Annotated in this window: 20 protein-coding genes; 8 read left to right on the top strand and 12 right to left on the bottom strand. The window is 28.8% G+C overall.

The window, feature by feature from the left end; all coding sequences use genetic code 11:
- Window positions 1–204: 204 nt before the first annotated feature.
- Window positions 205–1,569, bottom strand: a complete 1,365-nt coding sequence (locus Fi14EGH31_RS13915; protein WP_022001431.1) for an exopolysaccharide biosynthesis polyprenyl glycosylphosphotransferase — start codon at window positions 1,567–1,569, stop codon at window positions 205–207.
- Between the two features lie 103 nt (window positions 1,570–1,672).
- On the opposite strand from Fi14EGH31_RS13915, the gene Fi14EGH31_RS13920 reads away from it, so the two are divergent.
- Both Fi14EGH31_RS13920 and Fi14EGH31_RS13925 read left to right on the top strand, forming a co-directional pair.
- On the top strand, window positions 1,673–2,149 hold the full coding sequence (locus Fi14EGH31_RS13920) for a phosphatase PAP2 family protein (RefSeq protein ID WP_022001430.1): 477 nt from the start codon (window positions 1,673–1,675) through the stop codon (window positions 2,147–2,149).
- 85 nt (window positions 2,150–2,234) lie between these two features.
- Window positions 2,235–3,146, top strand: coding sequence for a PD-(D/E)XK nuclease family transposase (locus Fi14EGH31_RS13925; protein ID WP_200764956.1), 912 nt, complete (start codon window positions 2,235–2,237; stop codon window positions 3,144–3,146).
- A gap of 12 nt (window positions 3,147–3,158) precedes the next feature.
- Here Fi14EGH31_RS13925 and Fi14EGH31_RS13930 read toward each other — a convergent pair whose 3' ends face one another.
- A complete protein-coding gene (locus Fi14EGH31_RS13930; RefSeq protein ID WP_117783386.1) occupies window positions 3,159–4,091 on the bottom strand; it encodes a TRM11 family SAM-dependent methyltransferase in 933 nt (310 codons plus the stop codon).
- A gap of 96 nt (window positions 4,092–4,187) precedes the next feature.
- Here Fi14EGH31_RS13930 and Fi14EGH31_RS13935 point away from each other — a divergent pair, with 96 nt between their 5' ends.
- Window positions 4,188–5,354, top strand: coding sequence for an O-antigen ligase family protein (locus Fi14EGH31_RS13935; protein WP_200764957.1), 1,167 nt, complete (start codon window positions 4,188–4,190; stop codon window positions 5,352–5,354).
- 10 nt (window positions 5,355–5,364) lie between these two features.
- Here Fi14EGH31_RS13935 and Fi14EGH31_RS13940 read toward each other — a convergent pair whose 3' ends face one another.
- Together Fi14EGH31_RS13940 and Fi14EGH31_RS13945 are read right to left on the bottom strand one after the other, a co-directional pair.
- A complete protein-coding gene (locus Fi14EGH31_RS13940) occupies window positions 5,365–5,532 on the bottom strand; it encodes a hypothetical protein (protein WP_195932779.1) in 168 nt (55 codons plus the stop codon).
- 86 nt (window positions 5,533–5,618) lie between these two features.
- Window positions 5,619–5,981, bottom strand: coding sequence for a hypothetical protein (locus Fi14EGH31_RS13945; protein WP_022001182.1), 363 nt, complete (start codon window positions 5,979–5,981; stop codon window positions 5,619–5,621).
- A 339-nt stretch (window positions 5,982–6,320) separates the two neighbouring features.
- Here Fi14EGH31_RS13945 and Fi14EGH31_RS13950 point away from each other — a divergent pair, with 339 nt between their 5' ends.
- Window positions 6,321–6,920: a hypothetical protein gene (locus Fi14EGH31_RS13950; protein WP_168191683.1), complete on the top strand. Its 600-nt coding sequence runs from the start codon at window positions 6,321–6,323 to the stop codon at window positions 6,918–6,920.
- Between the two features lie 89 nt (window positions 6,921–7,009).
- Here the strand turns inward: Fi14EGH31_RS13950 and rlmH are convergent, their stop codons facing one another.
- The 8 genes from rlmH to Fi14EGH31_RS13990 all read right to left on the bottom strand — a co-directional run bounded on the left by rlmH (window position 7,010) and on the right by Fi14EGH31_RS13990 (window position 13,081).
- Entirely contained in the window at window positions 7,010–7,489 is a 480-nt protein-coding gene (gene rlmH / locus Fi14EGH31_RS13955; protein ID WP_117346232.1) for a 23S rRNA (pseudouridine(1915)-N(3))-methyltransferase RlmH, read from the bottom strand.
- Window positions 7,479–8,228 carry an MBL fold metallo-hydrolase gene (locus Fi14EGH31_RS13960; protein ID WP_022000825.1) on the bottom strand — a complete coding sequence of 250 codons (750 nt, stop codon included), beginning with the start codon at window positions 8,226–8,228 and terminating at the stop codon, window positions 7,479–7,481. Before Fi14EGH31_RS13960 ends, rlmH begins: the two co-directional genes overlap by 11 nt.
- Window positions 8,229–8,270: 42 nt before the next feature.
- Window positions 8,271–8,474 (bottom strand): 50S ribosomal protein L31, encoded by a 204-nt coding sequence (gene rpmE / locus Fi14EGH31_RS13965; RefSeq protein ID WP_022000826.1) that lies wholly within the window; start codon window positions 8,472–8,474, stop codon window positions 8,271–8,273.
- A gap of 100 nt (window positions 8,475–8,574) precedes the next feature.
- Complete coding sequence (locus Fi14EGH31_RS13970; protein WP_118346712.1) at window positions 8,575–9,840, bottom strand: UDP-N-acetylglucosamine 1-carboxyvinyltransferase; 1,266 nt, start codon at window positions 9,838–9,840, stop codon at window positions 8,575–8,577.
- 120 nt (window positions 9,841–9,960) lie between these two features.
- Entirely contained in the window at window positions 9,961–10,827 is an 867-nt protein-coding gene (fba, locus tag Fi14EGH31_RS13975) for a class II fructose-1,6-bisphosphate aldolase (protein WP_118346710.1), read from the bottom strand.
- 79 nt (window positions 10,828–10,906) lie between these two features.
- Window positions 10,907–12,076, bottom strand: a complete 1,170-nt coding sequence (locus tag Fi14EGH31_RS13980; protein WP_117481828.1) for a MalY/PatB family protein — start codon at window positions 12,074–12,076, stop codon at window positions 10,907–10,909.
- Window positions 12,077–12,087: 11 nt separating this feature from the next.
- Window positions 12,088–12,825, bottom strand: coding sequence for a TrmH family RNA methyltransferase (locus Fi14EGH31_RS13985; protein WP_107029080.1), 738 nt, complete (start codon window positions 12,823–12,825; stop codon window positions 12,088–12,090).
- A complete protein-coding gene (locus Fi14EGH31_RS13990) occupies window positions 12,815–13,081 on the bottom strand; it encodes a hypothetical protein (RefSeq protein ID WP_022000831.1) in 267 nt (88 codons plus the stop codon). Before Fi14EGH31_RS13990 ends, Fi14EGH31_RS13985 begins: the two co-directional genes overlap by 11 nt.
- Window positions 13,082–13,179: 98 nt before the next feature.
- On the opposite strand from Fi14EGH31_RS13990, the gene Fi14EGH31_RS13995 reads away from it, so the two are divergent.
- From Fi14EGH31_RS13995 to Fi14EGH31_RS14010, 4 genes are all read left to right on the top strand, one after another.
- Complete coding sequence (locus Fi14EGH31_RS13995) at window positions 13,180–13,989, top strand: methyltransferase domain-containing protein (protein WP_022000832.1); 810 nt, start codon at window positions 13,180–13,182, stop codon at window positions 13,987–13,989.
- Window positions 13,976–14,866: an RluA family pseudouridine synthase gene (locus tag Fi14EGH31_RS14000; protein WP_117864587.1), complete on the top strand. Its 891-nt coding sequence runs from the start codon at window positions 13,976–13,978 to the stop codon at window positions 14,864–14,866. The genes Fi14EGH31_RS13995 and Fi14EGH31_RS14000 overlap by 14 nt, the downstream gene beginning before the upstream one ends.
- A 196-nt stretch (window positions 14,867–15,062) precedes the next feature.
- Window positions 15,063–16,376, top strand: coding sequence for a PTS sugar transporter subunit IIC (locus tag Fi14EGH31_RS14005; RefSeq protein WP_200764958.1), 1,314 nt, complete (start codon window positions 15,063–15,065; stop codon window positions 16,374–16,376).
- Window positions 16,376–17,857: a glycoside hydrolase family 1 protein gene (locus Fi14EGH31_RS14010; RefSeq protein WP_117864583.1), complete on the top strand. Its 1,482-nt coding sequence runs from the start codon at window positions 16,376–16,378 to the stop codon at window positions 17,855–17,857. The genes Fi14EGH31_RS14005 and Fi14EGH31_RS14010 overlap by 1 nt, the downstream gene beginning before the upstream one ends.
- Window positions 17,858–17,894: the final 37 nt, after the last annotated feature.

Consider the following 17,894-nt stretch of genomic DNA (forward strand, 5'->3'; position numbering starts at 1 on the left):
ATCTCACGAGTTGTACATCTTTCCTCGTTTATCCACTGGATTTACACATTAAGATTACGGTTTTCTTTTGGACTTTATTGCTTTCTCTCTTCCATACCTCACAGTGTGGAACTTGCAAGCCGCTATATGATTCATCGGCAACTATGCTCACGAAAGACTTTCACCTTAGATGCAAAATATGCCCGTCATTTACAAAAAAAGAGATCATAACGATCCCTTACCATAAACAACGCCTTTAATCGTTTTATAAATAATCGTAAAGTCTAACCAAATAGACCAATTATGATAATAATAATCATCTAATTTACAACGATAATTAAATTCAACATCACTTCTACCATTTGCTTGCCACATTCCTGTAACTCCTGGTTTACATTTAATAATAGAATTGTAATACTGACCCATATCTTTCTTTTCTCTTGGTAAATAAGGTCTAGGACCAATTAATGACATTTCACCTAATAAAACATTAATAAATTGTGGCCATTCATCTAATGACGTTTTTCTTAAAAACTTTCCTACTGGTGTAATTCTTGGATCATTGACTAGTTTTTTATTTGTCAGATATTCTTCTTTGATTTTTGGATCTTTTTCCATCAATTCATCCAAAATTCTTTCAGCATTTGGTACCATTGATCTAAATTTATAGATTTTAATCATTTTCCCATTTTTACCAATTCTATCTTGACTAAAAATAATACTATCATGATCTCCGCTTTTGACATATTTATATTTTACAAAAGCAATCAAAGGAATTAACGTTAAACATCCAGCAATTCCTGCACAAATATCAATAAATCTTTTCATAGTATTAGCAAGAGCCGACATTTCATTATTTGCTGTTGCAATCAGTAATTGTCCATCAAAATCCTGAACTTCAGAAGAAAAAGTCATTGTTCCATTAACATCTGGTAAATACTTAACACTTTCAACTTTTCCATAAATATCTGACATCACCTTATCAATTACTTCTTCACTTGCTTCTGGTAAAGCCACAATAATTTGTTCAATTTTTAAAGTTTTAATAGCCTCATCCAATTCTTCATAACTATAAATAAAACTATTTTTAATCACATTTTCCTGTTTAAAATCAAATAACTGATCTGTCCAATTCGCATCCACATAACCTTCTACTTGTGTTAAAGCAAAACGATTGTTATTTGATATTTTACCAAGTCTTGCTGCTTCATATCCTGTTCCAATAACTAATGTTTTTCTAGCAAACTGTTCTCTAAAAGCAATTCGAATATAACGATCTGCCAGTAAACATATAATAAACATCGATGCAACCATAATTGTCAAATGCATTCTTCTTTCATAACCTGTTGATTTAGGCACTAAAACAAGTAATGCGATATAAAAACAAAAACTTGATTTAACTAACGCTTTAATTTCATCCCATATTAAACATGTATTTAATGAATAATGTCCATATATAAATAAGAATAGGAAATAAAGTATTCCTGATCCAATGATTAAATCTAAATCCATATGGAAGTATAAACATATAAAGTAATACATTATTACTTCTATTAAAAGTAACATAAAGGGCATTATTTTTCTATTCATCTTTTACACCTCTTATTATGTCCATTATATCGTAATTCGATTATTAATGCTATCTTTTCTCTTTTATAGTATAATAGATATATCAAAACTTTGGAGGGTCAATATGAAGTTTTTTTATGAAGGTATCAATAAATTTATGTATAAACATCCTTTTATAAAATCTTGTGTTTATTTTGCATCAAAATTTTGTCCTTGGATGGTCGCTATATTTTATTCACTCTTTTTATTAAAAATAGTGATAGAATCACAAACTGGTTTTTATCTTTTATTTATTAAACCATTTGTCGTTTTATTAATTACTGTTCTACTTAGAATATTAATTGATAGACCTCGTCCTATTCAAAAGTATGACCTTAAACCTATTGATGATAAAAAAAGAATAGGTCATTCTTTCCCAAGTATTCATACGAGTTTAGCTATTTCTATTGCTTTGACCGTTATTGCTCGAGGACCAAATATGGGATTATTACTCTCAGCACTTGCTATTACAATTACTTGTACAAGACTACTTACAGGTGTTCACTATTTAACAGATATTCTTGCAAGTATTTTAATTGCCCTTGCTATTTATATGATTTAACGAAATAAGAAAATTATTTCGTTTTTTTATTTTTTAAAAGAAAAAATGATTTTTGTTGTCTATATAAATAATGAAGGGAGAAACTATGAAAACAAAAATCAAATCTAAAAGAATTACCGATTTTAAAAATGATCTTGTATTTAAGTATTTATTATCAAATATGAAAGATGAACAATGTAGGCGTTTATTAAAACTTATCATCGAAGATGTTATGGATATTAAATGTAAGAAAATTAATGTCTTAAATTCAGAGCTTAATCCTCATCATATAAGTGATAAAGATATGATCTTAGATATTCAGGTAATAACAGAAGATGGTGAACTGGTCGATATTGAAATGCAAAACAGTATATTCTCTAAAGAACTCTATCATCGTCTTCAAGCTTATGAAGCTAGAATGATCGATCATCAAGTCAATCGTGGAGATGAAAGATACAGTGACCATCTTCATAAAGTGAATTTGATTACTTTTGTTAACGATATTGATAAAGATAATCTTGTATTGATTGACAGTTATGTGCCTAGAAATGAATATGGAAATGTGAGAAAGTTTAACTTAGCAACAAGCTACTTTGTCCAACTTCCATTTATTAAAGTTATTGAAAAAGAAAAAAGACTAGAAAACTTTTCAAGATTAGAAATCTTAATCTACATCTTATATCATGGACTTACCCATGATATAATATCTTTAGATAATGAGGTGGTAACAATCATGAAAGATAAGATGGAACAATTCAATGAAGATGAAGAGCTTGTTTTAGCGGCAGAAAAAAGACAACTTGTTAAAATTCAACATTATCATGAAGGACAAAGAATGCATGAAGAAGGAAAACTAGCAAGTAAAAAAGAAGATACATTAATGCTTTTTAAAAGTAAATTTCCTCAAGAAGATAACGAATTATTAGAAAATCTTACTTTACAACAATATGATCATATATTTAAAGCACTTATTGAAAATAAAGATTTAAAGACAATCAAAAAAATCATTGGAAAATAATCCAATGATTTTTTAATAACACACATAAATATATCTGCCAAATTTCACAAATTCTGTTTTCTTCCTTAAGATACGATTTCTTATTTCAAAACCTGCTTGTTTGATTTCTTGATCCATTTGTTCATAACTTACTAAAACAAGTTTATTACATAATTTTCTAGCACTATTAATAATATCACACTGTTCTTTATAAGTGATCGGTGTATAAAGATTATAAGGAATATCAATAATAGCAATATCATAATGTCCTTGATGCTTATTAATATCATCTTTTGTAATCAACATACCATCAAAACCAAAATGATTAAGATTACATCTTGCTTTCCATGAAATATCCCTTGAAATATCAAATCCTTTGATAGAATACCCTAAAGCTAGTCCTTCTAAAACAACTGTACCCATTCCACAACATGGATCTATCATTGTTTTTGTTTGATCATTTTCTCCAGCAATATTAATCAATGTTCTTGCAAGTCTAATATCTAAAGAATTTGAAAAAGTATTTGGTTTATCATCATATTTTTTCCATGATGGAACACCATGGTGATAATACCCAATAATCCATAAGTCATTCACTTTTGTAAGAGCAATTGTATGCTTTGGTTTGGACATATTCACACTGCCCGCTATAAACCATGAAATATCTTTACATTTATCAAGTGTTTCTTGATAATCTGGATGGCTAATAGGATTTTTTAAATAAATGACTTTAAAATCTTGATAATTATGATTTTGGCGTTTAACTTCCTCTTTTAAGTCATCAAAATTGGAACTTATCGCCCAAATATCTATTTTTCCTTTCATAAAAACACTTATATTGACATCAATATCTTTATTTGTAATAAAACATTGTTGATATTCTTCATGAAAAAGATATTTAAATTCTAATGCACATAAATCATATTCTTCTGGTGGATAATTAAATAAATAAAAGTATTGTTTCATATTTTTCTTACCTCTAGTGTCCTATTTTAACAATACATCTTCATTTTGGCTACTTAAATAATCATAAATATGATATATTATCTCCAGGAGGCGACTATGAACTATTTAAAAAACTTAAAAGAACAGTTTACTTTTGATCAACTGTTATTAATATTTACATGTTTTAGTTTTACTTTTCCTTTTTATATATTAGGACCTATTTTATTGATTGAATTTATTTATTTGTTAGTATCAGAAAAAGCAATCATTGCCTTAAAACAAACACCACAAATTAAATTTCTCTATTTGTTTGTTTTAATCTCTTTAAGCATCTCCATTATTCATAAAAATATTTTAGGAGCACTTGCAACACTAGGAATATTTATTGCTATTATTTTAATGGTTTATTATCGAAAACATATTAATCAATCGACCTTTGAATTTATTATTGATATGTTGATTGTGTTATCTATTCTTTGGGCAATATATGGAATTTATGAACAATTTCAAATTTATCATCGTTTAGGTGTTGATCATTTCACCTTTAAAGTTTATGCAAGACGTGAAAATCGCTTAAATAGTGTTTTCTACAATGCCAACTATTATGCGATGATGATTGAATTTATTGCTGTAAGTATTGTTTATAAATTCTTTACCGTAAAAAATGATTTAAAAAGAAGTATTTTCTATGTTATTGTTGGTTTCTTGAATTTATTTATGCTTTATATGACAGGATGTCGTGCTGGTTATGTAGCCATTGCCGGAGCTATTTGTTTATTTCTTATTTTTAATAAAAACTATAAATTATGTATTTTGATAGCTCTTGGGTGTTTAGGAATTGCAGGTTTCTTTGTTTTAAATCCAAGTAAGTTTCCTAGAATAGAATATTTAGTTTCTAATTTAGGAGTAAGAGCCAAGATTTGGAATTGTGCGATTCAAGGAATTATTGCTTCACCATTTTTAGGACAAGGGCCTTTTACTTATATGATGATATTAAATAAGTATAATGGACATTTAACTCAACATGCTCATAGTGTTTATCTAGATCCTTTATTATCATTTGGAATCATTGGTTTAGCTTGTCTTGTACCTTATGTTTATGACAATTGTAAACGTCTTTATCAAGTGAAAAAACATTATTCTTATGTTGCTCTTGTTATGGGATTTATAGGTGTATTATTAATTCATGGTATTTTAGATTATACGATTTTTTGGATACACACTGGTTTATTCTTCTTATTTGTATTATCTAGTTTTGAAATGTTTGAAACAAATCGTAATTAGCGATTTGTTTTTATTTTTGATATGTTTTATAGATTGTTGCTACTACAAATAAAAGAATAGATAACTCTAAATATTCTATATTAAATATATGTTTATAGACCCAATCAACAATCATAAAAAGCATTGGTATTCCTACCCAAACAATTGTTTTAATTAATTGATTTCTTTTAACATCCATCTTGATCACCTCTTAACAAAATACTACTCCTTTTTATGTTAAGAAAATATCAAGCAAGTGTAAAAAAAAGAACTTCTTTCGAAGTTCTATGCTCTTGCATTCATTGTATTTTGTTTTAATGAATTGACATATTCCATTTGATGTTTTGTATTTTCTTTTAATTCTTTTTGCATTCCTTCTAATGTCATATGTTCTACTTCTTTTGCTTCAGATTTCTTTCCACATACTTTTTCAAATGCTTCTTTTGCATCTTGTTGTAATGTGTTTCTCATTTGATTTCTTTGTTCTAATTTCATTTCTGATTCTTTGATTTCTCCTACAACGGATTCAAAGATTTCTTCTTTTGTTAATTCTTTTCTTGCTTCATTTTCATGTTTTACATCTTGACTATTTTTAAAATACTTTCTTAAAGATTCTTTTGCTTCTGCATTGATTTCATTGATACTCATAATATTTATTCCTCTCTTTCCTAAGACACCTGTAGCTTATACTTTTTTAGATTCTTCGAAAAGAGTATTGTATACATTTTTAATTTCATTAACAAATTATTAACTTTGTAAGAGCTTTATTTGTTAATGAGATTTACAATAGGTAAAAGAAATGATTGAAGCAATAACACAAATAACAGCTAAAAATAAATAAGCATAAAGCATTGAATAGTGACTGACAATACTGCCACAAATCATTGGAAAAGCACTCATTCCTAAAGCGTAAACCGCTTAGAAAAAGCCCAGAGCTGTTGATTTAGAAGCTTGAGGAACATATTTCATAGCTTCACTTGTAAGATGATGGAACTTCTTATCAAGAAAAAAGGAATTCCCTTAGCTATTTATTCAGACAAACATACTATCTATAAAAGTTCTGAAGGTAATATAACATCATTTGGTGTTATGATGGATAAACTTGGCATTGAAATGATTTTCGCAAATACATCTCAAGCTAAAGGATTAATAGAACGATATAATAGTACTGCTCAAAGAAGATTGCCCAATGACATTGTCAGGTTCAACATAAAAGATTATGATCAGTTAAATATATGGTTCAATGACTTTTACATAAAATATCTGAATGAAAAATTTGCACATCTTCCAGTTGATCCTGTTTATGAATTTGTAGAACTAACAGAAAACTACGATTTGAATTTGGTATTTACTATTTCAAATACAAGAAAAATAGTTGAAGGCAATATGTTTTCCTATAACGGATATTGTTATGTCCCATATGATAAAAATGGAAAAGTAGTGAAAACAAAAACTTCAACAGAGATCACAGTTTTATATTTTGTGCTAGAAAATAAAGTAAGAATGAAATATATTGGGATTATTTATGACTGTACATTGATAGGTACAAACCATAAAAACAGACAAGTATTAATAAATGTTAAATAATCTCATTCAAAAAATGAACAAAAAAACAAAGGGTTCACACTAATAGAACCCTTCTTCATTTTTGGTGACATTTTCGCTGAACGTTAACATCACTTATGATAAGTTTCTCTCCGCATGATTTTGAATGCTCGATAGACTTGTTCAACTAAGATAAGCTTCATTAATTGATGTGGAAAAGTCATTTTAGAGAAACATAAACGATAATCTGCTCTTTGTAATAAAGATTTTCCTAAACCTAAAGAACCTCCAATCACAAAAGTAATCGTACTCTTTCCTTTAATCATACATTCTTCAATATGTTTAGAAAAAGCTACACTATCAATTTCTTTTCCATGTAGATCTAAAACGATAACATATTCATCATCTTTAATTTTAGAAACAATTTTATCTGCTTCTTTATCTTTGATGATATTTTCTACATTTTCACTTGCATTATCAGGAATTGGTTCATCTGGTACTTCAACCATTTCCACTTTACAGTAAGCATTTAATCTTTTGACATATTCATTGATTCCATTAACAAGATATTTTTCTTTAAGCTTACCAATTGTTAAGATTCTAATTTTCATAATGTCCTCCAGAAACAATTTCTTTTTGATCTGCAATCTTTATATTATCAAAATATATATGTTCTTCGTCAAAAACTCTTTGATATGTATCCAATGCCATTTCTTTTGTATTAGCTTCTTGTGATAAATGGGCCAAACAAATTTCTTTTGTATTTTCACCAATCACCTGCGCCATAACATGTGCACTATATTCATTATTAAGATGGCCCTTATCTCCAAAAATACGATTTTTTAAAAATAAAGGTCTTCTTGTATTCATTAACATCTCAATATCATGATTACTTTCAAAAATATAGTAATCTAAATTTTTTATATATTCCATATTCTTTTGTGAAACATAACCTGTATCTGTCATATAGAGAATTGTTTCATCTTTTCCTTTGATTACAAACCCTAAAGGGGATGTTGCATCATGTGATAAAGGTAATGGTGTAATTATATAATGATCTAATTGTATATTTTGATAATTTTCTAATTCATGACTTTCATCTATACCAGGGATGCATCCTTTTCCACAATAAACAATACTTTGATCAAAGATACCAATATTTTTATTATGGTCAATATGATCATGTGTTAATAAAACATGATGAATATCACTTTCATGAAATCCTAATTGATTAAGTTTTGTATAAAGTTGTCTTTTACTAATTCCACAATCAATTAAAAGTCCGTTTCCTTGATCATAAATGAAAATACTGTTTCCTTTAGAACCACTTGCTAAGACATGATATTTCATTTTTTCCTCCAAAACAAAAATGAGTACCAAGTACTCATTTTCTTATTTAAGTCCGTATTTTTTGTTGAATTTTTCAACACGTCCATCAGCACTAGCAAATCTTTGTTTTCCAGTATAGAATGGATGACAGTTAGAACAAGTATCAACACGTACTTCATCTAATACTGAACCACTTTCAAATTCTGCTCCACATGATGTACAAACTACTTTTACTTTTTTGTAATTTGGATGAATTCCTTTTTTCATTGTTATTTCTCCTTCCGCCTTGTAGATTTCTCACTACAAAGTAAGTTGCTATGATATATTAACATTAAATTATGTTGTTTTCAAGCCCTTTTTTATAATTTTAATCATCAACTTTGATTCTTCTAATAACAGCACCTAAAGTAATTAATTTTTGATCGATATTCGCATATCCTCTATCTATATGATATACATTGCTAATTTCTGTAATTCCATCAGCGATTAACCCTGCTATTAACAATGCTGCTCCACATCTTAAATCTGTTGCTTCTACTTTTGCTCCTTTTAATGGTGTTTTTCCATTTATATAACACATTGATTCATCTAATTCTATATTTGCGCCCATCTTATTAAGTTGTTCACAATGTCTAAATCTCTCTGGATAAATTGTTTCTATTACTTGTGATTGTCCGTTTGCTTGTGTAAGCAGTGCTGTTAATGGCTGTTGTAGATCTGTTGCAAAACCTGGATATACCTGTGTTCTGACATCGACTGCATTAAAGTTCTTGTTATCACCATAAACAATAATACTATCACCAACATTTTCCATTTTAACACCCATTTCTTTCAATTTTGAAATAAGTGATTCCAAATGTTGTGGAATGATATTTTGAATAATAACTCTTTCTCCTGCAGCTGCTGCCATAATTAAGAATGTCCCTGCTTCAATACGATCTGGAATGATTTCATGAGTACATCCTTTTAGATGTTCTACTCCTTCAATCGTAATCGTATCAGTACCAGCACCTCTAATTTTAGCTCCCATTTTTGTAAGTAAGTTTACTACATCAATGATTTCTGGTTCTTTTGCTGCATTTTCGATTACTGTTCTACCTTCAGCTTTAACTGCTGCAAGTAAGATATTGATTGTTGCTCCTACTGAAGCAAAATCTAAATATATTTTTGCACCTACTAAACGATCTGCTGTAATTACATGCGCACCATCAACAAATTCTACTTTGGCACCCAATGCTTCAAATCCTTTAATATGTAAATCTATCGGACGAGGTCCTAAAAAGCAACCACCTGGTGCTTTCATCACAACTTTTTTACATTTTCCAAGTAATGCTCCCATTAAATAATAAGACGCTCTTAATTTATCTACTGCATCTGACACTAATGGAACATTTTCCATACGAGAGGGATCAACAATTAAACTATCATGACTTCTTAATACTGTACAATTAAGTTCTTCTAATAAAACTGCTAAAGCGTCCACATCGCTGATTTCTGGTACACCATAAATCGTTACAGGACTATCCGCTAAAATAATTGCTGGAATAAGTGCTACAGTGGCATTTTTTGCACCCGAGATTTCTACTGTACCATTTAATTTATGTCCGCCTTCAATCGCAATAATTTCACTCATGACTTTACCCCTTTTCTTCTATCTATATTCCCTAATACTATATTATAAATTCATCAAAAAAACAACTTAATAAAGAGATTTCACATAAACAAAAAAAGCCCGAAGGCTTTTTTTATTTGATTAAGCTTTACCGATACAACCAAATACTTCCATTCTATCTTTAACACATTCTTGAATAGCTTTAGCACCTGGTGCTAATAATTTACGAGGATCATATCCTTTTCCTTCTAAATCTTTTCCAGCTTCAATGTATTTACGTGTAGCTTCTTGGAAATATAATTGACATTCAGTGTTTACGTTTACTTTAGATACTCCTAAAGTGATTGCTTTTTTGATCATTTCATCAGGAATTCCTGAACCACCATGTAATACTAATGGTAATTTTCCAGTTTCAGCTTGGATTGCATCTAATGCATCAAAGTCTAATCCTTCCCAGTTTGCTGGGTATTTACCATGAATATTTCCGATACCTGCAGCTAAGAAATCTACTCCTAAGTCTGCGATTGATCTACATTCTTTTGGATCTGCTACTTCACCTTTACCGATGACACCATCTTCTTCTCCACCGATTGATCCAACTTCTGCTTCTACTGAAACACCTTTTGAATGACATAATTCAACGATTTCTTTTGTTTTTTCGATGTTTTCTTCGATTCCATAATGAGAACCATCAAACATGATTGAAGAGAAACCTGCATCTAAAGCAGCTTTAGCTCCTTCGTATGAACCATGATCTAAGTGTAAAGCTACTGGTACAGTGATATTTAATGCTTCTACCATTGCTTTAACCATTGCTGCAACTGTTGTATATCCAGTCATATATTTAGCAGCACCTTCTGAAACACCTAAGATTACTGGCGCTTTTAATTCTTCTGCAGTTAATAATACTGATTTAGTCCATTCTAAGTTGTTGATATTGAATTGACCTACTGCATAATGTCCTTCTTTAGCTTTCTTTAACATTTCTGTTGCTGATACTAATCCCATAACAAATCTCCTTTTCTTTTTTTCGGTTATATAATACTATCTTTTATTTAGAATTTCCATAGTTTTTATCATAAAAACCTTATTTTCCAAAAGCTTTTAATAATCTTTGACAAGCATCTTCTAAAACACTTCTTGGAATTGCAAGATTAAATCTTTCAAAACCTTCTCCACCTGTTCCAAAGATATATCCTTCATCTAACCATAAACCGGCTTTTTCTAACATTGTTTTTTCTAATTCATCTTTATTTAAACCACATTCTCTAAAATCAACCCATCCTAAATATAAACCTTCTGGTTTAACTAAATGAATATGAGGTAAATTTTCTTTTAAGAATTCATCGAAATAAGTAAAGTTATCATAAACATATTCCAACATTTCATCTACCCATAATTCACATTCATTATAGGCTGTCATACAAGCAATAATACCTAAGAAGTTTGGTTCATTAACCCCATAACGATTCATTGTTTCTTGATAAACTTTTCTTAATTTTTCATTCGCAATAATAATATTAGATGTTTGTAGTCCTGCTAAGTTAAATGTTTTTGATGGAGCAGTTAAAACAACAGAGAATTCTTTATAACTTTCATCTACATTATAGAAAGGAATATGTACATGATCTCCATAAACAAAATCTTCATGAATTTCATCAACAATGACTAAAACATCATGTTTTTTACAAATTTCCCCAATTTGTTTTAATTCATCTTCTTTCCATACTTTTCCAATTGGGTTATACGGATTACATAAAATAAACATTTTAACATCATTTTCTACAATCGCTTTTTCAAAAGCATCATAATCCATTTCATAAAAACCATCTTTATAAACCATTTGATTTTCAATAATTCTACGATGATTTAATTCAATTGAAAAATCAAATGGATAATATACAGGCTTATTAATAATAATGGCATCATTTTCCTTTGTATAAGCATTTACACATAATTTAATAGCTGTTACCACACCTGGTGTTGGGATGATCCATTCTTTATCGACATGAAAATCATGTCTTCTTTTCATCCAAGAAATAACCGCATCAAAATACTCATCTGGCGCAAATGAATACCCATAAACGCCTTGTTTAATTCTTTTAACTAAAGCATTTTCAATTTCCTTTGGTGATTTAAAATCCATATCTGCAACCCACATAGGTAACACATCTTTAGGTTTATTATTTGCTTCAATCGTATCCCATTTAGCACAATTTGTTCCTTTTCTATCTACAACTTCATCAAAATCAAACATACTTTTCTCTCCTATAACACTTCTTTATCTTTAAATTCATCTTTTGAAAAATGCATTAAAGTCATTCCTAAAGCCATGGAAAGATTCAATGAATCTATATAATGACTATGAGGAATAAAAATAGATTTTCCATAATCTAGATATTCATCAGGTAAACCACTACTTTCATTACCAAAAACAAGTGAATGATAGCCTTTTTTTGATTCAACCTTATGAATATTCGTTGCTCCTTTTAACATCAATGTATAAATATCATGACTTGGAAATCTTTTTAAATAATCTTCAAAACTATCAAAATACTCAATATTCAAATGAAACATTGCTCCCATCGAAGCTCTTAAAACACGAGGATCAAAAACATCGACACCTGGTCGAATTATTGCTAGATTATAATAATTGAATCCTAACATCGTTCTCATAATTGTCCCCATATTTCCCATATCTCCAGGATTAACTAAAACAACATGATTTCCTTCTTGTAAAGTCATTTCATATTTTTTAATGATTGCTATCGCAAAACAATTATCTTTTTTTGATAATTTTTGAATTGTATTATCACTTTCAATCAATTCAATATGTTTTTCTCTACAAATTTCATCAATAATAGGAATACCTTTATTCTTATAAGAATTACTTTTTATATATACTCTTAAAACAAGATCAGGTCGATTTTTTAATAACTCAATCGTTTCAAAAACTCCTAAAGTATAGGTATAATCAAAATCCTTCTTATATGCTTTAATCTTCATCTAATAAACCTTCTACTCTCTTTGTTTCTTCTTCTACACTTTCTTTTAAAGAAAGAAAATGTTTTTCTTCAAAATTAGCTCCTTGATGAATTAAATCAATCAATTCATCATACTTACGACAAGCCAATTTCAATTGTGAATATTTGATGGTCACATCTAATTCATTTCCGGCATCAGCTGTAATTTTATTTACTTCATGATATACTTCTTTAAACTTAGCATCTAAGTCTACTTTTTGTTTCTTTCTAAAAAACATCAAGCATTCCTCCCTTGCCCTTAATAGTATCACAAATTCATCATAAATTCAGTTAATTTTTAGATTGTCTTTTGTTATAATACATTCGAGGTGATACTATGAAATTATTAGCTTGTCCCAAATGTCATCAACAACTTCATTTAGAAAACAAAACACTAAAATGTGAAAATAATCACTGTTATGACATTTCTAAAAGAGGATATATCAATTTGTTATTAAACCCTGATAAAGCTACCAATAATCCAGGAGATAGTAAAGAATCTCTTGTCGCAAGAAAAGCATACTTAAATAAAGGCTATTATGATCCTATCTTAAATCAAGTGATTACGTGTATTGATGAATTCAAACATCAAGATGATTTAAGTATTTTAGATTTAGGATGTGGAGAAGGATATTATACTCAAGGTTTAAAAAAACATTTTGAAAACAGTGATATCTATGGTTTAGATATTTCCAAGATTGCTATTGATATGGCGACACGTTATCGTAAAGATGTTACTTGGCTTGTAGGAAATTCTAAAAATATTCCTATCTTAGATCATAGTTTAGATTTTATCTGTGCTTTATTTACAGTAGTAAATCAAGATGAATTAAAAAGAGCATTAAAAGAAGATGGTTATATTGTTCATGTTACTGCTAATAATCAACATTTAATTGAAATTAAAGAATTGATTTATGATGAAATCAAAGTAAAGAGTGATAAGTATATTCGTTTAGATTTTAATCAAGTGAAAAGTTATGACTTTAAAGAAAAAGTTCATATTTCTAATCGTGAAGATGCTTTAAATCTTTTAATGATGACACCACACTATTATCATATTAAAAAAGAAAAACGTGGCGTTTTAGATACTTTACAAGGTTTAGATATCACAATTGATATCAAAGTAACAGTGTATGCATTATCATAAAGAAAAGAATCATTTAGTAATAGAAATCGATGAAAGAATTCAAGGAATGACACTTCTTGAATTCTTTCATTATCTGCATCTTTCTAAAAAAACAATTCACTTACTTCGTCAAAATAAAGACTATACTTTAAATAATACTTATGTTGATTATCAAACCATTTTAAAAGATAAAGATATTCTTTCAATTAAAGCCTATGAACAAGGCAGAGATTTTATCGAAGAAGAAAGCTCCTTAGAAATCATCTATGAAGATGACTTGCTTTGTATCGTCAATAAACCAAGCAACCTCATTATTCATCCTGATGATAAAAGTAAAAAAAATACTCTTTGTAATTATGTGAGTTATTACTACCAACAAACTCATCAAGATTTACCAATTCGTTATCTCCATCGTTTAGATAGAGATACGACCGGTTTGGTGATGTTTTGTAAATGCGCACTTTTACAACCTTACTTTGATGTTTTAATTGCTTCTAAAGAAATCAAGAAAACCTATCTTGCCATCATTCAAGGACATTTACCTAAAAGAGAAATGACTATTGATTTACCTATCGGTCAAGACCGTCATAGTAAAAATAAAATGTGTATTTCTAAAACAGGTAAAGATGCTTTAACACATTTTAAAGAAATTAAAACAAAAGGAAATTATACACTGGTAAAATGTCAAATTGAAACTGGTCGAAAACATCAAATAAGAGTTCATTTGAATCATTTACATCATCCTATTATAGGAGATACTCTTTATGGAAAAACTTCTTCTATGATTAAAAGAATGGCTTTACATGCTTATTGTTTAGAGTTTATTCATCCATTAACTTATCAAACAATAAAAATTGAATGTTTACTTCCTTTTGATATGGAAAAGATAATAAGATAACTTGAATATTCGTTGCATTAAAAAAGTTTCCTATTATGGAAACTTTTTTGAATTTACAAGTATTCCTATATATACTTTAAGCATAAAGAGATACTTTTACACTTTTATTTATTTTATGTGTATTATCATGATTTCATCTCTTTTAATGATAATATTCATCTAATAAATAAAAAATAATAGAAAGATGGTGATAACTATGAAAAAATTAAATGACTTTTTTGAAAAGCACTTTATTCCTTTTGCAGTTAAACTTAATAATATAAAAGGATTAATTGCAATTAGAGATGCATTTATACAAATTTTTCCTTTAACATTTGTTGGATCAATAGCAGTATGCATAAATTGTGTAGTCTTTAATTCAACAGGATTTATTGGACAATTATTAATTTCTGTCATTCCAGAATTAGATAAATATCAAGATATTTTATCTCCTATTCAAAATGGAACAATTAATATTATGGCTATTTTCATTGTATTTTTGATAGCAAAAAACATGGCTCGACAACATCATGAAGATGAAACAAAAACTGGTCTAATTGCCCTTGCTGTATTTTTTACTTTATATCCTCCTAAAACAGACAATATGCTAACAGATTCCTATCTAGGAGCAAATGGATTATTTGTAGCAATTTTTATTGGTCTACTAGTTGGGTATTTATTTAGCAAATTATCTAAAAATAAAAAATTACATATTAAAATGCCAGCTCAAGTACCACCAGAAGTTGCAAATTCGTTTAGAGTAGTTATTCCTTCCTCAATTATTATTTTTATGTTTGCAATAGCTGCTTACATTATTCATTTTTTTGAACCAGAAGGAATTAATACACTATTATATAATATATTAAAATTTCCTATTCAATTGATAGGTACCTCTCCAATAACACCATTGATTTTAATACTTATTGCTATGATTCTTTGGTCAGTTGGTATTCATGGAACATTTACCGTTCAACCTATTCATGTTGCATTATATTCTGCATTAAATGTTGCTAATTTGCAATATGCTGCTCAAGCAGGAACAGTTGCCGGCTCACCTTATCCAATCACATGGTTTACACTATTTGAAAACTATGGCTGCATTGGTGGAACAGGAAACACCTTAGCTTTAATTGTTGCTATATTAATCTTGTCAAAAAAAAGCAACTGGAAAAGAGACGATTATACTAAGACGGCCAAGTTATCTCTAATTCCCGGATTATTTTGTATAAATGAACCAATTATCTTTGGAATGCCAATTGTTTTAAATCCAATACTAATAGTTCCTTTTATTTTGTCGCCCCTTATTTCTATGGGAATTGGTGCTCTATTAATATCATCTGGTATCGTTTTGCCCGGAACATTAGATGTTGGATGGACAACACCTCAACCAATCAAAGCATTCTTATCCGCGGGTGGCTCATTAGGAACCGCACTTTCCGTTATTATTGTATTTATAATTTGTGTACTAATCTATCTTCCTTTTGTCAATATGGCTAACAAACAAACGCTAGAAAAGGAGGAAAATAAATAATGAGTACATTCCCAAAAAATTTTTTATGGGGTGGGGCAACTGCCGCCAATCAATTAGAAGGCGGTTATAATTTAGATGGCAAAGGGCTAAGTACAGCTGATATGGTAAAATTTGTACCAAAAAATATTAGTAAAGGCAAAAATACAGAAGTTGTTTCCTACCAAACCGTTAATGAAATATTGCATGGCTTACACAAAAATGAATATTATCCTAAACGTGAAGGTTCTCATTTTTATGAGCATTATAAAGAAGATATTGCTTTAATGGCCGAGATGGGATTTAAATGTTTTAGAATGTCGATTAGTTGGCCTAGAATTTATCCTACTGGTGAAGAAAAAGTACCGAATGAAGAAGGATTAAAATTTTATGACAATGTGTTTAATGAATTATTGAAATATAACATCGAACCCTTAGTAACACTATCACATTACGAAACCCCTTTAAATTTAGCATTAAAATATAATGGTTGGCAAAGCAGAGAATTAATAGATTTATTTATAAAATATGCTAAAACGTGTTTAACAAGGTACAAAGATAAAGTAAAGTATTGGATTGCGTTCAATGAAATAAATATGTCATTAAACGTTCCCTATTCTGGTGCTGCAATATTCATTGAAAAAACATGCAATCCAAATAGTGCAACTTTTCAAGCGTTACATCATCAATTTGTTGCAAGTGCCTTAGTTAAAAAAATTTCAAAAAAAATAAATCCAAATTTCAAAATTGGATCTATGGTAGGTATGTCATTATTTTATCCATATACAAATTCTCCAAAAGATGTCTTATTGACACAAAATGCAAATAGAATCAATTATTTTTTCTTTGATGTATTATCAAAAGGAATATACCCTTCTTATGCAAAAAAATATTTTAGAAAAAATAAGATCAATATTAAAATAGAATATGATGATTTAGAAATAATAAATAAAAATACAGTTGATTTCAATTCATTTAGTTACTACTACAGTAATTGTACCGGTGAAAAAATTAATAAAAAGGATAAAATTCTTGCCTTCCTTCCTGAACAAAAAAGATATGATGAATTTCATCCTGAAAAAATAAGAAACAATTCATTAGAAATTACAGATTGGGGATTTCAGATTGATCCTATTGGACTTAGAATAGCAATCAATGAAATTTGGGATAGATATCGTAAACCAATTTTTATTACAGAAAATGGTCTTGGTACATATGATATCCTTACATCAGATAAAAAAATACACGATGATTATAGAATAAAGTACTTAAAGGAACATATTGACCAAATCGGTAAATGTATTGACGAAGGTATACCCGTTATTGGATACACCTCATGGGGATGTATTGATATTGTTAGTGCTGGAACTTCTGAAAGAAGTAAACGTTACGGTTATATATATGTAGATGCAGACGATTATGGTCAGGGAACATGGAAAAGATATAAAAAAGATTCTTTTTACTGGTACAAAAAAGTAATTGAAAGTAATGGTAACGTGTTATAGTAATTATAAAAATCTCATTGTATTTAATGACAATGAG

The organism is Faecalibacillus intestinalis, assembly GCF_015097455.1.
Taxonomy (GTDB): Bacteria; Bacillota_I; Bacilli_A; order Erysipelotrichales; family Coprobacillaceae; genus Faecalibacillus; species Faecalibacillus intestinalis.